The following is an 18656-nucleotide window of genomic DNA, read 5'->3' on the forward strand; positions in this document are numbered from 1 at the left end:
CCGTAAATTAGCCAAGATCCTTCCCGCACCGCAGCAAACGTGCGAAGCCTGATAGAAAAGGCGCTCGCGCTCTGTTCAGAACCACACTTTCTGCATCAGCAACACGTTGTTTTTCCACAGAATCGGCGGGAAGCCGTCATTCGCTGCGCATGCGAGGTCAATACCGCAGTTTTTTGGGAGCGGACATTCAAGTTTTGCAGTACTTGAAAGACATACACTAGTTGCCGCTAAGATTCGGCTTTGCTGCGTCGAAGTCGGCGAACTCTGAATTTCCCTTGCAATCCGAGGGTCGCTTGTGAACAGCGAGTGCAGGAATTAGCTCAGCCTAATCATTCGTATTCCATTTCAGCTTTTTCAATGATTTAGCGAATAGGGGCTTCACACCCTGTTGGTTATTTGGCAAGTTTCCGCTTAGGGTTGTGGTTGCGACGCCACTCCAAAGTAAAGATCATAGGTGGCAATTTTTAAGTGCATGCAATTAGTGATGAAAATGAAAACGGGAAAGCAGCCAAAGCGCAGCTCCTAGTCGAACATACTAAACGACTGACTTATGCATCTTTGCAAAATGCCGTTCCACTGCTGCGCAAAGTCGAGCTCCAAGCCGGCGAAGAGGGTCTACCTGCAGGTAAGCTCCGTCTAGATGTTCACCCTCTTTTCGCGCAATCGCGAGAATGGCCGTTTGATCGGATTTTACCCGGTGGATCGGTCGTTCCAGCCGAGTTGGAAACAAAACAAAACAGCGCATTTTTTGACAACTTGAACGAAGCTGAGCATGGGCAGCTTCGGCTAGTTGCAGAGTTTGATGATGATCATCCCTCAATTTTGTTTGAAGCGTCGGTAGAGCTTCTGGCCCGAGATGAATGGGGCGGCATCCATGAAATGGGCCAACTATTGGCTGCTTTTGTACAGCCGAACGACACGCGTGTAGCCGCAGTCTTAAGAGCAGCTTCTGATGCAATGACGAGACAAGGTCTGCCCTCTGGTCTTGACGGGTACCAATCTCGAGACCCGGCTCGAGCGTGGGCTATCGCCGCAGCAATCTGGTCGTCGATTGAGGGAATGGACATACGGTACGCGGTACCGCCCGCTTCCTTTGAGAAGCGCGGACAAAAGGTTCGAATGCCCAGCCGATTGGCGGAAGAAGGTCTTGGAACATGTCTGGACACGAGCCTGCTTCTGGCCGCCGCATTGGAGGCTGCTGGCCTTAATCCGGTTGTGATCTTCACCGAAGGCCATGCTTTTGCGGGTGTCTGGCTGGTCAGTCGGACTTTTTCGACCGCTGAGACCTGGGATGTGACAGAGCTACGTAAGGCGATTGTCGCCCGTGAATTCCTGCCGTTCGAAACAACGCTCCTGACCGGTGGCAAGCGCGGCACATTCCGTAGCGCCGTCGTCGAAGGTGGTGCACAATTGGATGAGCCAAAAGAGCATCTCTTTGGTGTTGCGGTTGATATTGCACGCTGTCGATCATCGGGGGTCCGACCACTGGCGCGTGCAAGCGAGCCGACCGAAACCGAGGCTCCCGCCGCGGCAGACCCAATGGCTGCCTTCGAAGATCTCCTCCCGCCGGAAGGTTTTGAGCCACCTGATCCGGCCGAAGACGAGGCGCCCGCAACACCACAAGGCCGGATCGATCGATGGCAGCGCAAGCTGCTTGACCTATCTTTGCGCAACCGCTTGCTGAATTTCCGCGACACCCAAGGGTCATTGATGCTGAAGTGTCATGATGTACCGCGGTTGGAAGATGAGCTCACTGAAGGGCGCGCCTTCAGGATGGTCAGCCTACCAGACGAGAATCCGAGACTTGGCCGTGACCCAGAGCAATACCGTCGGGAAACTGGCGAGGATATTGATGCGCGTGTCATTCGGGATGCGTTTGACAGAGGCGAGCTTTGCAGCCCTCTTCCTGGAGATCAGATGCGAAAGCGTCTCATCACACTGTATCGTAAAGCAAAAAGCGACCTTTCTGAGGGGGGGACCAATACGCTGTTTCTTGCGGTTGGTTTCCTTCGTTGGAAGCAGACAGAGACTGCGAAAAAGGATCACCGCGCACCTCTGCTGCTTGTCCCTGTGACCCTACGAAGAGCATCGGCATCTTCACCTTTCACGCTCGTTCATCAGGGCGATGAAGTCCGTTTCAATCTGACCTTGTTGGAGAAACTGGCCGAACAAGGCATTGAGGCACCGGACCTCAAGGGCGAATTGCCACGAGATGATGCGGGCCTAGATGTTCCACGCATTTTTAAGCGGATGCGCGAAGTTGTTCGAGATATTCCCGGCTTCGAAGTTGTTGAAGACCTCGCTCTTTCGACTTTCTCTTTCGCGAAATATCTGATGTGGAAAGATCTCGTTGATCGCACAGATCAGCTACGTGAAAGCCGCCTAGTTTCGCATCTGATCGACACTCCTGATGACCCCTTTGTCCCACCGGATGCGCCAGGATTGCCAAGGCCCGAAGAAGTAGAATCCAAGCTACCACCGGCTGAGACCTTCACGCCGCTTCCAGCTGACGCCTCACAGTTGGCTGCAGTTGCTGGTGCGGTCGAAGGTCACGACATGGTCGTAATCGGACCGCCCGGAACAGGGAAAAGCCAGACAATTGCCAACCTGATTGCGCATTGCTTGGCCCACGGAAAGACAATTCTGTTCGTCGCAGAAAAGGCTGCCGCCCTTGATGTGGTACACCGCAGATTAACCTCTTACGGATTAGGCGATGCGGTACTTGAGCTTCACAGCTCAAAAGCTGAACGGAAGAACGTAATCCGGCAACTTGGGCAGGCTTGGGAAAGACCCTCGGACGGGCAAGCCGAGGCGGAATGGGCGCGTATTTCAACGGAACTTGGGCTCGAGCGAGACCAACTCAACGAATACGTTGAAGCCCTGCATCAAAGACATGAGAACGGGTTAACGGTCTTTGAAGCCGTTGGGTTAGCATCTCGGGAGGTCCCTATTGGTTTGTCTTGGGAGAGAATGGACACCCATGACAACGAGACGCGTGAGAGCTTACGCCGCCTCGCTCGTGAATTGGGCGAGGTAGCGCCACGCGTTCGCAATCCAGGTGCATTGCGATTGATTGAGGAACCTGAGGGCGGTTGGTCCAACGCTTGGACGAATGAGCTTTTAGCCGCAGCTTCGGCGCTTGAGGATTTACTCCCTAGAGCACTGAAGGCACGGACAGGGATGGCAAATGCAGTCGGTCAGAACCCAGCTGCTGATCCAGCAACGCTTGAGGCTTTGGCAAGAGCGGTTCTTGAAGAGGAAGAAACTGACCGCGCGGCTTTGGGTGGACGTGATCCTGCTGAGGTCCAAGCTGAGACCGAAACTCTGCGAGAAGTTCTGGCCAGATTAGACACAGCCGAAGGCCGCCTTTCTGTTCCCTATTCAGCTCGGGACTTACCACGCGTTCCAGTTGCACAAATCGACGCCGAGTGGCGGCGCGCGGCTGCAAGTTTTTGGCCGTTTTCGATGTTTCGCAAAAGTGCCGTCAGACGAACTCTGTCTGCATATGCACAGGGAAAAGCAAATCCGGAAAGCGATTTGAACCTGATTGAGGAGATGCAGGAGGTCCTCGCTGCTCTCGATACACATCCGTTGGCTGGTCTGAGCGTTTGGCGCGGGCGCGAAACAGATACGAATGCACTCAAAGCCGCGGCTATCAGGGTAGCTGCAACGGACTCTGCCGCCACTGCTGCGGCTATCAATCCGGCTGAAGGTCTTGGACGTGCTGAGGCAAAGTCATTGGTGCTTGCGCTTGATGAGATGGCACCAGCCCGTGCTCGGTTTGAGCGGTTGGCTGGTCGCACATTGGATATGGACCTCGTCGACCTGCGAGATGCTCTTCTGGAACTTCGCCGCGATACACGGCGGTTGCAGGATTGGTTGCATTGGCGCGGCCTAGTTGCGCAAGCGGAGGCTAGAGGCCTTGCGCCGCTTTGTGCAGCGTTGGAGGTCGGTGATGTTGAGGATGCTGAGGACGTGTTTGATCGCGCATATGCGGCATGGTGGACTCCCCTAGCCATAGATGCCGCGGCTCCGCTTCGCACTTTCATTGGTTGGAAGCATCAGAATCGGATCGAAGCCTTTCGAGAGCTCGACGCCCGTCATGCAGATTTAGCTGCTGAAAATGTTCGCAGGCGCATTGCCCACGGTTTGCCTCGGACGGAAAACATAGCCCGTAATTCGGCCCTTGGTCGTTTGCGAGACCTAATGAGCCAACAACGACCACGGGAGTCGATCCGCACATTGCTCGATCGACTGGGTCCGACCACGACCAAGCTGACACCTTGCGTACTCATGTCGCCACTTTCGGTTGCGCAATACCTACCAGCAGGCCAGGCCAGCTTTGATATTGTTCTCTTCGACGAGGCGTCGCAAATCACGACTTGGGACGCCATCGGTGCGATCGCTAGAGCGCGTCAATCGATCATCGTTGGCGACCCGAAACAGATGCCACCATCTCGTGGCTTTGATCGCGTGCAGGAAGATGATGAGGAGCTGGCTTTTTACGAAAGGGACCAGGCATCTATTCTAGATGAAGCAGTAGCAGCTGGCGTGCCATCCAACGTTCTTAGAGTGCACTATCGATCTCGGGACGAAGGTCTGATCGCCTTTTCGAATGCTCGCTATTACGATGGAAGCCTTGTGACATTCCCCGCGCCACGTGCTTGGGGAGAAGCGGTGCGACTACATCGTGTCGATGGGATCTATGAGCGCGGCGGCTCTCGAACCAACCCCGTGGAAGCCAAAGCCGTGGCCGAATTTTTGGCGAAGCGTCTGCGGGTTGAGCTGAAAAAACCAGAAGACGGCCGCGAAACCATCGGCGTAGTCACTTTCAATATTCAGCAACAGCAGCGCATCCTTGATCACCTCGACAAAGCGCGCACCGACAGTGAAGAGCTGGAATGGTTCTTTTCTGATGAGCGCGAAGAACCGGCTATCGTGAAAAACCTTGAAAACATTCAGGGCGACGAACGCGATGTGATGATCTTCTCCACGACCTTCGGCCGCGATGCTGCTGGCAAGCTATCGATGAATTTCGGGCCGATGAATCAAGATGGGGGTCAAAAGCGCCTCAATGTTGCTGTCACTCGCGCAAGGCGCGAGATGCATGTGTTTACTTCCATTGATGCAAACGACATCGACGTCTCCCGGACAAAAGCAGAAGGCGTCCGCGACCTAAGGGATTTCCTTGACTATGCCGCTCGCGGCCCTGATGCCCTGACTGCCGCAGATACAGGCTCCCTAGGCGGCGTGGACAGTCCATTCGAGGCCGAGGTCAAAGTCGCTCTGGAAGCGCTTGGTTGGGAGGTTCGCACTCAGGTGGGTGTATCGGGCTATCGGATCGACCTTGGCATCGTCCATCCTGATCGTGCAGGTCGCTATTTGGCCGGTGTTGAGTGCGACGGAGCGGCCTATCATTCGTCGCCTACTGCGCGCGATCGAGACCGCATGCGTCAAGCGGTCCTTGAAGGTCTGGGGTGGAGGATTGAACGCATATGGTCCACCGAGTGGTTCTCCCATAGGCGTGATGTCTTAGAGCGGCTAGACGTTGACCTCAGGACACATCTTGAAGAGGATCGGCAACAAGTCGAAGAGGGTCTTGAGGAGACTGACGAAGTCGATACTACGGTGGCGGCTCCCGAAACTGCAACACCTGCACTTTTTGAAACGGCGGCAACGGAAGAGAATGAGCCAGAAGCCGTTGTAAAGGCTCAAGGAGAACAACATCCAAAGCTAGATCGCGTCGCCTCTCAGGCGAAGCGTGCTTTTGACTTGGGGGATATTCCAAACGCGGATGACCCGCTTGAAGCAGATCCAGACGCCTTTCACGATCCATCATACGATGAGACCCTTCGCCTGATGGTCCGCGAGATTGTCGCGTCCATGGAGCCAATTCATTTGGATGCAGTTTCGCGCCAGGTCGCTGAGCGACATGGATGGAAACGTGTTGGTGCTAGGATCCGCGCGCGGGTAGAAGTGGCTACCAAGGGTTTAAGCCGGACTCGGGAAACCACCGGGGATTTTCTCTGGAGGAACCCGCCCGAACATATTGTCGAGTGGCGCGAAATTCCTGGACGTGATCCTGCCGAAATTTCCATTGCTGAGCTTGCAGGTTTGTTGAGAAAAGAACCAAATATTATCCAGACAGATGACCCTACCCTGGCACTAGCGAGACGGTTGGGCTTGTCACGACTGGCAGAAAGTCGTCGATCACAGCTGAGCACAGCCCTTGAAGAAGCGCGAGTGCGGTCGGAGGCCTGAGCCAAGGTTCAATGGTTTTGTGGGAAGATCAGCGTCACATTGGCCTCTTCGCCGAAGACGGAGGTCCATATTTTTTGGAATTTGCTCCCCATTTTTACAGAAAGTCAAAAAGATCCGGAGTTTTTTCATCACGCCGCGCGCTCAAACCTTCGCCAAGATGAAGACATGGATGTTTCACGCGTGTGAGCCCATTACGCCCCTCGAAGTGGACCCACCCACCTCTTGGCATGCCAACGCTTAGGATCGGGGCATTGCAGATTGGACAAGCCCGTTTGAATGATGCGCTCTTGCTGCGTCCTTCGTTGCCCCGGAGCACCCAACCGCCACGGACAGAGATCGTACGGCCCCTAAACAGCCGCCGAGTGTGAGCCTTTCGAAAGTACCACCGTTCGGTCATCCTAGCCCCCTTCTTTCCTCAACCCGGCTGCCGCTTGGGGTCGAGCGCACGTAGAAGCCTTGCGGAATAGCCTCCTGCACCAGCCCGACGTGTGAGATCAGGCCCACAGCCCGGCTGCCCTCTGTCAGCGCAGCAAGTACTTGGATCACTTGATCCAGCGTGCCCGCCCCATTCTCGGTGTCGAGGCTACCGAAGCCTTCGTCGATAAAGATTGTGTCCATCCGGATCTTGCCCGAAAGGCTCTCGACCACATCAGCGAGCCCAAGCGCGAGGGCCAGTGCCGCGATAAAGGTCTCGCCGCCTGACAACGTGGCTGTCGGACGCGCCTTGCCGGTGTTGATGTCGAAGACCTCGATTTCGAGCCCACGCTTGCCGCGACCGCCAGATGCCTCGAGTCCTCGCGTCAGCCGGTAGCGACCACGCGTCATAGGGTCGAGCCTCATATTTGCCGCCTCGAGAACCTGGTCGAACATTGCACCGATCGCGAAGGTCTCGAGTGTCATCTTGAAATCGTTCTTGCCGTTGGCCAGATCAGCCAGCCCCCGGAGCGGACCGGTCTCAGTTTCAAGCCGCTCGGTTTCCGCCAGGGCCGCGGCAAGTGATTTCTTGAATTCCGTCAGTGACGATACATCCGTTCTCGCCGTGGCGAATGCAGCGTTAGCCGCGTTCAAGTTCTGAATGGCTTCTGCGAACGCCAGCTGAAGCGGGGCAAGGTCCGGGCGTTCATGATCTGCGCAAGCGGCTATGGCGTTCTGCAATGTCGTGCGAGCAGCGATCAATCCATCGCGGTGATCGGTCACCTTCTTGCGGTCGACGTCGAGACTCGGGAAATGGCTCTTGCAAGCATCATATCCCGCTTTGTCCAGCCCGACCTCGGCGAGCCGAGCGTCAAAATCACCTTGGGCCTTTTTCACGCGCTGTTGCTGCGCGTCGCGCGCCCGCTTTGCTGCTTCAAGCTGCTCGTGCGCACGGGTGAGCGTTTCACTGGCGGCTCGGTCCTGCTCCGTCGCCACTTCCAGCGCCTCAGAGAGTTGCCTTTGCTCTCTCTGCAAAGCCTCCCGTCGAGCGACAACCGCCTCGGATGTGCGCAGACCTTCCGGCAGGCCTTCGATCACGGCATCCAGCTTGGCGCGCGCACCGGCAAGAACGGTTTCGGCCTTTCCCGCAGCGTTGCGCGCCGTAGTCTCGGCAGTTTCTGCCTCGGTCACTTTACGCTTGAGTTCGGCCAACTGCCCCGCCATCGCGTCTAGATCGACCACTTCTCCAAGCGCGGCGACATCGCCTTCAAGCCGTGCGATTTCAGCTTCGTGTTCCGCCATCGTGCGCTCGGGCCGTTCCTGTTCGTCCAGCGTCCGCTTTTTTTCATCCAACCATGTTCGGCAATTGCCGAGTTCGGTTTCCGCCCGAACCCGGGCCTCGGCTGCAGTTCTCGCCTCAGACTGCGCGTTGCGAAACGCTTCGGTTAAACCAGATTGCTCGGGCTTGCCATGGGCCGGCGCAGGATGATCGTGGGAACCACAGACAGGGCAGGGCGCTCCTTCGGTCAACTTTTCGGCCAGAATGATCGCCTGCGTCCGCGAAAGCCGTACCTCGGCATCAGCCAAGGTCGCCTCGGCAGCCTGTGCCGCATCAGCTGTAGTGGTCAGCTCGCGCGATGCTGCTTCGACCTTTCGTTCGGCATCGGCGACAGCTCCCTGTGCCTTTGCATGCGCCGTTGCCTTGGCCCGATCCCGGTTGACCTCGGCCAGCTCACCGTTCAGTTTGCCTCGCACCGTTTCGGTCTTTCGCGCCTGTTCAAGCGCCAGATCGGTCGCATCACGCTGAGACTGGAGCCTTTCGCGGGCCTCTATGGCCTCGGTCAGCGCCCTCTTCGCTGAGGCTTCGTCCGTCGCAGCTTCATCGAACGCTTTCTGTAGCTCCGCAGCCTGCCCGACCTGCTTCTCAATCGCCTCCAACTTTGTCAGGTCGGCCTGAACCTGCTTCCGTCGCTCCTCGTCAGACCGCACCTCGACCAACTTTTGCGCTGCTTGTTCCTTCGCCCCATTGGCGGTATTTAGCTCCGCTTCAGCGTGGGAAACGGCATCCACCGCAAGTCTTGTGTCGTGCTCCGCATTGTGCCAAGCCGTTTCAAGATCACGAGCTTGCAAGGCATTGCTGACAGCCTCTACCCGCTTCGCCAGAGCATCAACCTCATCCATTTTCGCTTCGAGGCCGTCAAGCGCCTGCCGCGCCGTGTCGACAGCGGCAAAAGCCTTTTCGATCTGTTCGCCTTCGGCCAAAGTCTTGCGCTCGGCTTCGTTTACCGCCTCAGCGATCTGCTGAACTTGCTGCTTCTCCTCAACCTTAGCTTCCGCCGCAGAAATTCCAACCTCCAGTGCCTCGGCGCTCTCGAAGCCGCGTTCCTCAAGCCGGGCCACATAGAGTGCTCGCTGGTCCCGCAAAGCTCGCTCTGCCTCTGAGGCTTCTTCCTTCAGACGGGCAGCGAGATCGCGATAGATCTTAACGTCGAAGAGATCTCGTAATATGTCGACCCGCGCATCGGTTTTTGCGGTAAGGAACGTTTCGAACTTGCCTTGAGGTAGGAGTACGATCTGCCGAAACTGATCCGCTCCGTAGCCAAGCAGAGTCTCGACCTCTTTCCCAACTACCGAGACCTTCTTTTCTACAATTACGCGACCGGGTTGGCTCGGGCCAAGCGTATCCACCGGAATCCCGGTAACGTCGAATAGGGAGGCTTCCGCTGCGTCATCTGTTGTCCCTTCGCCGCGCGCCTTCGGACGCTCTTGCGCCGGACGACGACGGATCAGGTAGGTTTTAGTGCCGAGCTCAAATACAAATTCGACTTCAGTGGGTAAATCAGGCGCAGAGTGATCCGAACGCAGCGACCGTGGCTCCTGATCGGTCTTGGTTGGTGCTCCAAAAAGCGCGAAGGACATCGCCGAAAACAGTGTCGACTTACCCGCCCCCGTCTGACCGTATATTCCGAACAACCCTGTTTCCAGCGCAGAGCGGAAATCTACCACCTCGGTTGTCGCGAACGGCCCGAAGGCCTGAAGCGATAGGCGAATTGGTCTCATGTCTGCTCCTCCCCTGAGGCTGCCGCGTGGAGCTTGTCCGCTACGATCGCGACTTCGGCGGCATTTGGTTCCCGGCCGCGCACAACCTTCATGAAGTCGCCGACCATCTCGATCGGCGTGACTGCGGCTCGTCCGTTGCCGAGCGCCTTTGTCTCCGGAGCGCGTGCCTGACGGTCGTAGGCCAGATGGCAGGCATTGGGGAAGGTCGCGCGCAACCGCTTCATCGGATCAATCAGAGGATTTTCATCCGTCAGATTGGCCTGGATGAAGTCTTCAGAAGGCGTTCCTGCCAGAAGATCCGAGAATGCTCCGGTCAGCGAGCGCACTTGCCGGATCGGACGGAACGCTACGGTACGGATCTCGACCCCTTCAACTTTGAGATCGACGACAGTCATGGATTTTTCACTTCCCGCCTCGTCAAAACCGAACGCGAGCGGTGCGCCGGAATACCGAATATGGCTTGCGCCTACTTCCTGCGGCTTGTGCAAATGCCCCAGTGCTACATAGTCCGCCCCGTCGAAGACATCAGAGGGCACAGTTTCGATCCCGCCGACCCGTGTCAGGGCGCGCTCGGTCTCACCGACAGCGCCGCCTGTAACGAAGGCATGAGCCACTACGACCCAACGCGCTCCTTCGGGCACCTGACCCCTCGCTGCGGAGATCTGGGCCGCGACGACATCTGCTGGCGTGCTGATACCCTCATCCCTGAACACTTCCCGCGCTGCGTATTCATAGGAAAAGGGCAGCGCAGAAAAGGCGATCTCGCCATGCTCGTCACTCAGCAAAAGCGGAGTCTCGACCGCGTCGGCGATTCCGCGCACCAGCACCCTCGACGCGGTGGAGAAGACAGACATTGCCTCGATCCGGTCACCGGAATCGTGGTTTCCCGCAATCATCACTACGGCGGCTTCGGTCTCGTCCGCCACGCGCTTGAGGAAGTGGTTGAACTGCCGGATTGACGAATTGGGCGGCGAAGCACGATCAAAAACGTCCCCTGCAATCACAAGAACTTCGGCCCGTTCTGCCAAAAGCGTCTCGAGAATCTGGCCTAGGATGGCTTCATGATCCTCCTCGAGGCTCAACCCCATGAACTGACGCCCCAGGTGCAGATCTGCAGTATGAAGTATTCTCATGTCGCACCGTCAATTATTATACATGTAAAAATTATATGGACAACGGTGGAGAGTCAAGATATCCTTCCCCATGCCCTTCGAAGACCTCAAACATGCCCAGCGTGCGCGCCTAGAATACCTCGACAGACTGTTTTTCTGGGACGGTGCAGCGACTCGTGCTTCCTTGATTAAGCGTTTTGGTATTTCGAATGCGCAGGCCGCTCTCGATTTTCGGACTTACCTCGCCGAAGCGCCAAAAGACGCGCTGCACTATGATGCGTCGTCGCGCCAATACCTTGCCGATCACAGCTTTGAACAGCTCACTGGTAAGTCGTCTTCGATGGAGCTGGAGCAACTCTTAGTCGGCACACCATCTCCCGCATTCGATAGATTGCCAGATTTGCAACGAACTCAGGACCTGCGCGTCTTACGGCCGCTCTATCGTACCTTCAGGGCGAAAGAGGCAACAAGGATCGTTTATCAATCGATGCGAGATCCAGAACCGATGACTCGCTGGATTGCACCTGTTCGGTTCGCTTCTGATGGCGTTAGGCTTCACGTACGAGCCTGGTGTTTTGAACGTAAGGGTTTCCGTGACTTCCATCCTGCTCGCATTGACCCTGATCAGTCGTTCGCAAAAACCAAGCCAGCTGGTGCGGTACCCCGAGATGACGATTGGTTCACCTGGGCCATCCTGAAACTCAAACCGCATTCAAGATTGACTGAGGCGCAGCAACGCGTGGTCCGCATTGAATTTGGGTTCACCTCAGACGTGCTTGAGGCCAGAACCCGGAAAGCACTTGAGTTCTACACGAAACGCCGATGGGGTCTTGAGCAAAAAGAGCCTCGTCTAGAACGGGTCTCTATCGACTATATTCCGATGAGCGAGGAGGAGATCGGTGCAAATTGATATGTGCCGCATAGGTCCCTCCCTCAATATGAACCGGTTCTATTCCGTGGGGCTGACCAAAGACCTGTTTGGCCAACACGGCGTCCACCGACAGTGGGGCCGCTTTGGTACTTGGGGGCGGCATTGCCACGATTGGTACCGGACACAAACCGAGGCTCAGACTGCCCTTTCTGATTTAGTCAAACAGAAGCTGGCGCGCAGCTACCTGATCAAACTGACCGCGTCAGAAAGCCATGGGCGCTGACGATGCGTAATTCATGAATTCGCGGCGAATGACCGCTAAGCGGGCTGCGGCCGCAGCACCTTGAAGGCCGCTCCAAGTTCCGGAATGGGCCGTTCTTATCGAGGCGATCCGACCTTGGCACAGAATGCCGCGGTTGCTCCGATGGCCGCGAAGAGCCCAGAGTTACAAATGCCGCAAACTATACCAATGTCCGCTTTGCTGAGTATTTAGATGCCCCCTGTAGCTAGGAACAACCTCAGCCAACATCGATGAGCGGAAATGCAGCCTCTTGGTATGGATATTGCGCCTGCAGATAGCGCAACGACTTTTAATGAGTAAATATAGTCGGTATCTATGTCATAGATTAATGACAAAGATGATGTGCTGTGAGAGTTTTACGCCAAACCATAACAATTGCCCAAATCGGTCTTCGCTTTTGGGGAGCAGGGCCATGATGGAAGCAGATTTTCGACACGCGCTTCGGGAGAAAACACGCACGGATCATGATCTTCTGGATCGAATGATCACGACGCTCGACATTGCGCAATTGGATGATTTCAGGGTGTTCTTGCAGATACACCATTGCTGCTTTGTTGTGATGCGGTCACGATCGTGGGATCAGGGGCTTTCCACGTCGGTACTGTCTGACATGATCGACGGCCTTGCTGCGGATCTTGATAGTGTATCCGGTCATCGACATGCGATTGACCTACCGGCGCCATCTGCGCTCGACCCCTTGTCCATAGATTATATGGTGGCGGGATCCCGGCTTGGTTCAAAAATCCTGCGCAAACGATGGGGCGCATCGACGGATCCCTGCGTCCAACGCGCAAACACATATTTTAGTCAAGCCATCGATCCGAAACTGTGGCCCGAAACATGTCGTGCGCTTTCAGCTGTGCCACCCGGCAGCGCACGGGCTGATGCCATCGTAGAAGACACAAGAATACAATTCCAACTTTTCGCGGCGGCGTTCGCCAAGATAGTCACAGTTGAGGATGCGCTCGCATGACCGAAGAACAAAACTACATCACATCAGACGAAGCGGTTGATCTTACCAATTGTGACCGGGAACCAATCCATTTGCTGGGCGGTGTGCAGGGGTATGGATGTCTGATTGCAACGTCCTCTGATTTCATGGTCAATCATGTCTCGGAAAATGTGCAGGATATCCTCCAGGTCTCGCCAGACGACGCAGTCGGTGGACGGTTGATGGACTTGCTGCCTGAGAAGACAGTTCACGATCTACGTACAAAACTGCAACTATTGAATGTAGAGACCAGTTCGTCCCGGCTGTTTGGATACGACGTTCTTGGCGACGGCAAGTTGTTCGACGTGTCGGTGCATATGTTGGATCAAACATATGTCTTCGAATTTGAACCCAAGATTGACACCGAAAGTCGCGACGAAATGAGTTTGGTTCAGCCTTTGATCGCGCGGGTAAGACGTGCCAATGACATCAAAGCCGCTTGTGATCAGGCCGCGATGGCTGTTCAGGTCATGTCCGGTTTTGACCGTGTGATGGTCTACCAATTCGACGAAGACGGTACCGGTGAGGTCATCGCGGAAAAGCGTAAGTCGAGTATGGTGCCCTTTCTTGGGCTTCGCTATCCTGCCAGTGACATCCCGAAGCAAGCACGCGCTTTGTATATGCGCAGCACGCTGCGGCTTATTGCTGATGTCGACGGGGCGGTATCGCCGATTACCCCGCCCACGAATGTGCAGGGCATCCCAATGGACCTGTCGTTGTCTGTAATGCGCGCCGTGTCGCCCATCCATCTGGAATATCTACGGAATATGGGCGTGGCAGCCTCTATGTCAGTCTCGATCATCAAAGATGGAAAGCTTTGGGGTTTGTTCGCCTGCCACCATGAAGCGCCTCACCACGTCGATTTTGAGCGGCGCACTGCAATCGAGCTGTTCGCGCAGTTCTTCTCGTATGAGCTGGTTCAGAAAATCGACATATCATCGCGCGTTCAGAGCAGCGAAACGCGGCAGATGCATGACAATCTGATGATCCAACTCTCCGGTGGGACAAATCTTATCAATGGGTTTGAGATGATCGCGGACGAATTGCGTGGCCTCATCGCAAACGATGGTGTCGCGGTTTACTCAGATGGGCGCTATGCATCTGTTGGGGACGCACCTGACGAGGTGGAATTCAAGAAACTCGCACGATTCCTGAACACGGCTCCGACAGGTCAGGTCTTTGCGACGCACAGGCTTGCGGCGCTGTACCCGGAGGCTGCGGATTTCTCTGCTGATATTGCGGGTGTCCTTGCTGTTCCGATTTCTCGTACGCCACGGGACTATATCGTGTTTTTCCGGCGCGAGGTCGCCAAATCGGTTAAATGGGCGGGTGACCCGAACAAACCTGTCGAAGTCGGCCCGAACGGGACACGCCTGACACCTCGCAAAAGTTTCGATGCGTGGTCGGAAATGGTCAGGAACACGTCAACCCGCTGGACCGACAGTGAGGTTCAAATAGGCGAGTCGTTGCGGGTGTCGCTGATCGAGATCGTGCTGAAACTGACTGATAACGCGAATGAAACCCGCCAGAAAGCCGCTGACAAGCAAGAACTTTTGATCGCCGAGCTTAACCACCGTGTCCGCAATATTCTCAATCTGATCCAAGGCTTGGTCTCTCAAAGCCGGGCTGGCGCGCAAGACGTCGCAACTTACACCAAAGTGCTGGACGGACGCGTGCAGGCGTTGGCGCGCGCGCATGATCAACTCACACGGCAGGAGTGGTCACCCAGTTCATTAAGACAGCTGATTGAGGTCGAAGTGAACGCCTTTCTGACGAATGCGAAGGATCGCGTGTCGATCACAGGGGACGCGCCCATGCTCAGGCCTGATGCGTTCTCAACGATGGCATTAGTGATCCACGAAATGGTGACAAACGCCGCTAAATACGGCGCGCTGACGGACCGTTCTGGAAGAATTTCAATTGATCTTCGTATTCAGGATGACGGGGCGTTGCAGATCGAATGGCGCGAAATTGGTGGCCCACCGGTAAAGGCGCCATCCCGTCAGGGATTTGGAACGACAATCATTGAAAAAACGATACCTTACGAACTCAAGGGTACGGTCAAAACGCGTTATCTTATGACCGGATTTGAAGCAGACATCATGATCCCATCTACTGCCATTTCTGATATCCAAGAGATTGTTGCAGACGACAGCCTGAGTATCGTGGACAACAAAGAAAGCCGATCATTAAACCTGAGCGGCGACGTCCTGGTGGTTGAGGACAATATGGTGATCGCGCTGGATGCCTCCGATATTCTTAAAGACAATGGAGCGGACAATGTTCACATGTCCAGCTCTGTCGCCGATGCGCTGGCTGTTCTTAAGGCTAACACAATCACCTTCGCGCTTCTTGATGTAAATTTGGGTGACCAGACGTCCCTTCCTGTCGCGCAGGTTTTGGCGGACCGCAACATCCCTTTTGTGCTCGCGACTGGCTATGGTGACACCGAAAGTATAACGGCCAGCTATCCACCTGCGATCATCGCTAAAAAACCTTTCACTGCCGAAAGTCTTGTCAAAGCGATGAGTTCCGCTTTCTCAAGTCCAGATGATTAGAACCAGCTTCCGCCGACTACCTTGAATCGAATTTTCCGAAAGGTTGGTGGGTAGCTTGCTCTGAACAGATCAACGCGGATCATCAAACTCGGAAAGCGGCCACTCGTGCCGTCGCAGCGAAAGAGCACTAAGTCCCGCAGACTGTGAGTTGGGTATTTCTTGAATTTGCACTTGCAGCGAATGGCAGCAAAGCGGGCTGCAAACGCAGCATCTGAGTGGGTTGGCGAATGTCTCTTATGGGCCGATATTGTTGAAAAACTCCGATTTTAGTGAAAACGGGTCAAAAACTTGCTCATAGAAGGCTTATTTGAAAATTCGTCGAGGGGGTCGGCCCAAGACCAGCGCTGGCAATGTCCGAGGCTCTCAGACGCCCTACCGGGCATTTGGCTTCAACCTTGCTGATGCAACGGATTCTGGCACAAAAATTCTACTGTCAGATTTTCGAGTTTTTCAACACAATCGGCCGTTCTTGTCGGCGAGTTGGCGCGCGGTTCGGTTCGATGCTGCGGCGCCTCAGTGGTCAGCAGCGGGCCTCAGCATCGGCTAGCAAGTCAGCCCATTCCTTTGCCCCAGGGGTGACCAGAGCATCCATGTTTCCCAGCTGGGCATTGGCGAGGTCCCGGAAAAAGCTGACCTGATCCTGTAGTTCGGCGACGGCGTTTGATGCGCCAACAGTCTTCGCCAAGCACAGTGCATCAGCAAACACGGGTATGATCACTTGCCGTTGATAGGCCGCGATCTCTTCATCCGGCGGCAGGTCATTGGGATCAATGGTTTCGCGCCCGGCCAACTGTGCTTTGATCTGTGCTGGCACCTGCCAGAGTTGCGCGAGGTGTCCCAGAAGCTGGAACAGGCGCGTGGCGGCTTTGGGGTGGGATTGGCCGGGGCGGGCCGTGCTCTCATCCGCTTTTTCGATCAAGATCATGACGGCGGAGATACAGGCGGCACGGCTGCGTAACCCCATCCAATTGTCAGCGCTGTAGGCTTCGAGAACAAGCTCAATGGCCTCATGATCGGCTTCCATCTCCTGACGTTTCAACAGATGCGATGTAGGAGCGGCTTTGACATTTTCGGGATCAAAAGCGGGCACGGCACTGGTGATCAGGCCGAGGGTTTGTGGTGACGCCGCTTCGATCCTCGGGCCAGATTGGGTGTCTTCGAAATGCCCCAGACCGAAGTGCTCAAGTTCATGGAACAACAGCCAGATCAGCGAGACCTGAGTCAAAGCTTGCGGATCGACAGCTGCTGGCTGGCCATCACATTGCAGGATGTCGGTGTTCTGTAGCGCCTGCTGCCAAAGCTGGTCCAACGCACTGACCGTGCCCGTGCTTGCCTGTAGATGTACGTTGCCTGCCTCCACATGGGCAAAGGCGCAGAACTCCGGGTGATCCATGACGCTCAGGACGACCTGTCCCGGAAACGGGGCGTCCATTACCTCTTCATAGTGGCGCAGCGCTGAGGAAAGCGCATCGCGCAATCGGGTTTCTTCAGGTGTTGCCATGCTATCGCGCGATTCCTTGTCACCGGTGACATGCGGTCAATTGTGATCAGAATGTGCCTGTCTTGGCAATCGGGGCGACGCGCCCTTTGGGATCATTAAGAGATGTTTCTGTCGGAGGGCCAGCCCTCCCCGTGCAACAGCAAAGATCGGCGTCTCAGAGGGTGTCCCCAACCTTCCTCTGCCTGCGGCGTCGTGCAGGCCGGGCGATCCCCCTCCCTCAGGTCCTTGACTTTCCTATTGCACGGGCCCCCTCCCGCCCTCAGCCGGGAGGCAGGGTTTGAAGGAGAGGCGCAGATGCCTCACCTCCAAAAACCCCGCCACCATTTTTGTCGCTGGATGGGGATGTGGAGGTCCCACTCAAAAGACGAAAGGACCCGGCCCATGCCATGCACATTTTACGCCCAACCCTATGATATCACCGCCACTGGTTTCTATTTCGAGACCGCAGAAGATTTTACGATCAAAGCCGCCGTCTTGCGCAACGAGGCTGGGCAACCGGTCGAGGAATTCGAATTGCAGTTCATTGATGGTGACGCCATCGACGCCGCATTGGCGGATGCCCTGGGTTTGTATCAGAACACCATCGCCTTGGTGATCGCGGCGCTTGAAGGCTGGGACACCGATCAGAAGACCCGCGCCATTCTCGCCATCGGGGAATGTAGCTGCGCCTTTGATCTGGGCACAGATCGCCCGGATGACTTGGATGTGGATGTCTATTATCTGGACAGCTTGCGCGATCTGGCTATTGAGTTTGTGGCCGAGGGGATCATGGGCGAGATACCGGACACACTGGAGCGGTATTTTGACTATGATGCGTTGGCCCGTGATCTGGGCGTGGATTACAGCGAAACAATCGTGGCCGGGCAGCGTCTGATCTATCGCTGTGCGTAGATCAGCGTCTCCGTTGCGGCACGAACCGGGCTGCAATAGCGCCTTTCTAGACGCGTTGTCCGCTCACGATCCGTCTGGGGGCCATTTGCGAGAGGTGTGCAGGATGCGCAGCACCACAAGATCAGTGGCACTGACAATCTCATAGATCGCACAGTAACTGAGACCAGGAATGGGCAGCTCTCGTGTGCCATCGACGCTGCCGTCACGGCCCATCAACGGGAAAGTCTCAAGATGGCGGATGGATTGCAGAATACGGGTCACGGTCTGATCCGCCGCCGCGCGATTGTCCTGTGCAATGTAATCAAGAATACTGTCCAGATCGGTCAGCGCCTGCGGCAGGAACTCAATGTTCAAGACCGAATTGTGCCATCACCGTCTGCAGCGGGATCGTCTGGTCAGAGTTCTGCCGGTATGTCTCTTGCGCCTTACGAATCTGCGCTTCACGCCACGCGACGTAATCCGGATCAGTGGACTCCACGTCGGCGGTCACATTGTCTTCTTTTACTTGTTCATTCTGCTCTGTTTCAGCCATTCCTGCCTCCTAACGCCAGTATATCATAGCTGAAATCGCCCTGTCATCTTTTGCGCGTTGGTCATCCACAGGCGGTGGTGACCAGTCATTTGCGGGCGTTCTTCAATTCTTTCGATCTGGCGCAGGTCCCGCATCCGGCCTCAATTCATGGGTTTCCCCGCCGC

The 18656-nt window shown here is 55.8% G+C and carries 11 protein-coding genes; 6 read left to right on the forward strand and 5 right to left on the reverse strand.

Translation table 11 applies throughout. From position 1 onward, the window contains the following. Positions 1–468: 468 nt before the first annotated feature. Entirely contained in the window at positions 469–6261 is a 5793-nt protein-coding gene (locus H7848_RS14225) for a DUF3320 domain-containing protein (RefSeq protein ID WP_208352727.1), read from the forward strand. A 393-nt stretch (positions 6262–6654) separates the two neighbouring features. Here the strand turns inward: H7848_RS14225 and H7848_RS14230 are convergent, their stop codons facing one another. Then, positions 6655–9735 carry an AAA family ATPase gene (locus H7848_RS14230; RefSeq protein ID WP_208352728.1) on the reverse strand — a complete coding sequence of 1027 codons (3081 nt, stop codon included), beginning with the start codon at positions 9733–9735 and terminating at the stop codon, positions 6655–6657. Further along, positions 9732–10868 carry an exonuclease SbcCD subunit D gene (locus H7848_RS14235; RefSeq protein WP_208352729.1) on the reverse strand — a complete coding sequence of 379 codons (1137 nt, stop codon included), beginning with the start codon at positions 10866–10868 and terminating at the stop codon, positions 9732–9734. The genes H7848_RS14230 and H7848_RS14235 overlap by 4 nt, the downstream gene beginning before the upstream one ends. A 70-nt stretch (positions 10869–10938) precedes the next feature. Here H7848_RS14235 and H7848_RS14240 point away from each other — a divergent pair, with 70 nt between their 5' ends. The 4 genes from H7848_RS14240 (at position 10939) to H7848_RS14255 (ending at position 15568) form a co-directional block, all read left to right on the forward strand. Continuing rightward, on the forward strand, positions 10939–11757 hold the full coding sequence (locus H7848_RS14240) for a BrxR family transcriptional regulator (RefSeq protein WP_208352730.1): 819 nt from the start codon (positions 10939–10941) through the stop codon (positions 11755–11757). After that, positions 11747–12001, forward strand: coding sequence for a WGR domain-containing protein (locus H7848_RS14245; RefSeq protein WP_336512110.1), 255 nt, complete (start codon positions 11747–11749; stop codon positions 11999–12001). The genes H7848_RS14240 and H7848_RS14245 overlap by 11 nt, the downstream gene beginning before the upstream one ends. Positions 12002–12431: 430 nt before the next feature. Then, positions 12432–12992 (forward strand): heme oxygenase-like domain-containing protein, encoded by a 561-nt coding sequence (locus H7848_RS14250; protein WP_208352732.1) that lies wholly within the window; start codon positions 12432–12434, stop codon positions 12990–12992. Further along, positions 12989–15568, forward strand: a complete 2580-nt coding sequence (locus H7848_RS14255; RefSeq protein ID WP_208352735.1) for an HWE histidine kinase domain-containing protein — start codon at positions 12989–12991, stop codon at positions 15566–15568. Before H7848_RS14250 ends, H7848_RS14255 begins: the two co-directional genes overlap by 4 nt. 520 nt (positions 15569–16088) lie before the next feature. Here H7848_RS14255 and H7848_RS14260 read toward each other — a convergent pair. Then, the gene (locus H7848_RS14260; protein WP_208352737.1) at positions 16089–17069 is read right to left on the reverse strand and encodes a hypothetical protein; all 981 of its coding nucleotides are present in this window, start codon (positions 17067–17069) and stop codon (positions 16089–16091) included. A gap of 381 nt (positions 17070–17450) precedes the next feature. Between H7848_RS14260 and H7848_RS14265 the strand changes: the two genes are divergently transcribed. Beyond that, entirely contained in the window at positions 17451–17960 is a 510-nt protein-coding gene (locus H7848_RS14265; protein ID WP_208352739.1) for an antirestriction protein ArdA, read from the forward strand. Between the two features lie 63 nt (positions 17961–18023). Here H7848_RS14265 and H7848_RS14270 read toward each other — a convergent pair whose 3' ends face one another. Together H7848_RS14270 and H7848_RS14275 are read right to left on the reverse strand one after the other, a co-directional pair. After that, positions 18024–18314 carry a type II toxin-antitoxin system RelE/ParE family toxin gene (locus H7848_RS14270; RefSeq protein WP_174140049.1) on the reverse strand — a complete coding sequence of 97 codons (291 nt, stop codon included), beginning with the start codon at positions 18312–18314 and terminating at the stop codon, positions 18024–18026. Further along, on the reverse strand, positions 18304–18492 hold the full coding sequence (locus H7848_RS14275) for a hypothetical protein (RefSeq protein WP_208352741.1): 189 nt from the start codon (positions 18490–18492) through the stop codon (positions 18304–18306). Before H7848_RS14275 ends, H7848_RS14270 begins: the two co-directional genes overlap by 11 nt. Positions 18493–18656: the final 164 nt, after the last annotated feature.

This window comes from Pseudaestuariivita rosea, from assembly GCF_017592335.1.
Lineage (GTDB): Bacteria > Pseudomonadota > Alphaproteobacteria > Rhodobacterales > Rhodobacteraceae > Parasulfitobacter > Parasulfitobacter rosea.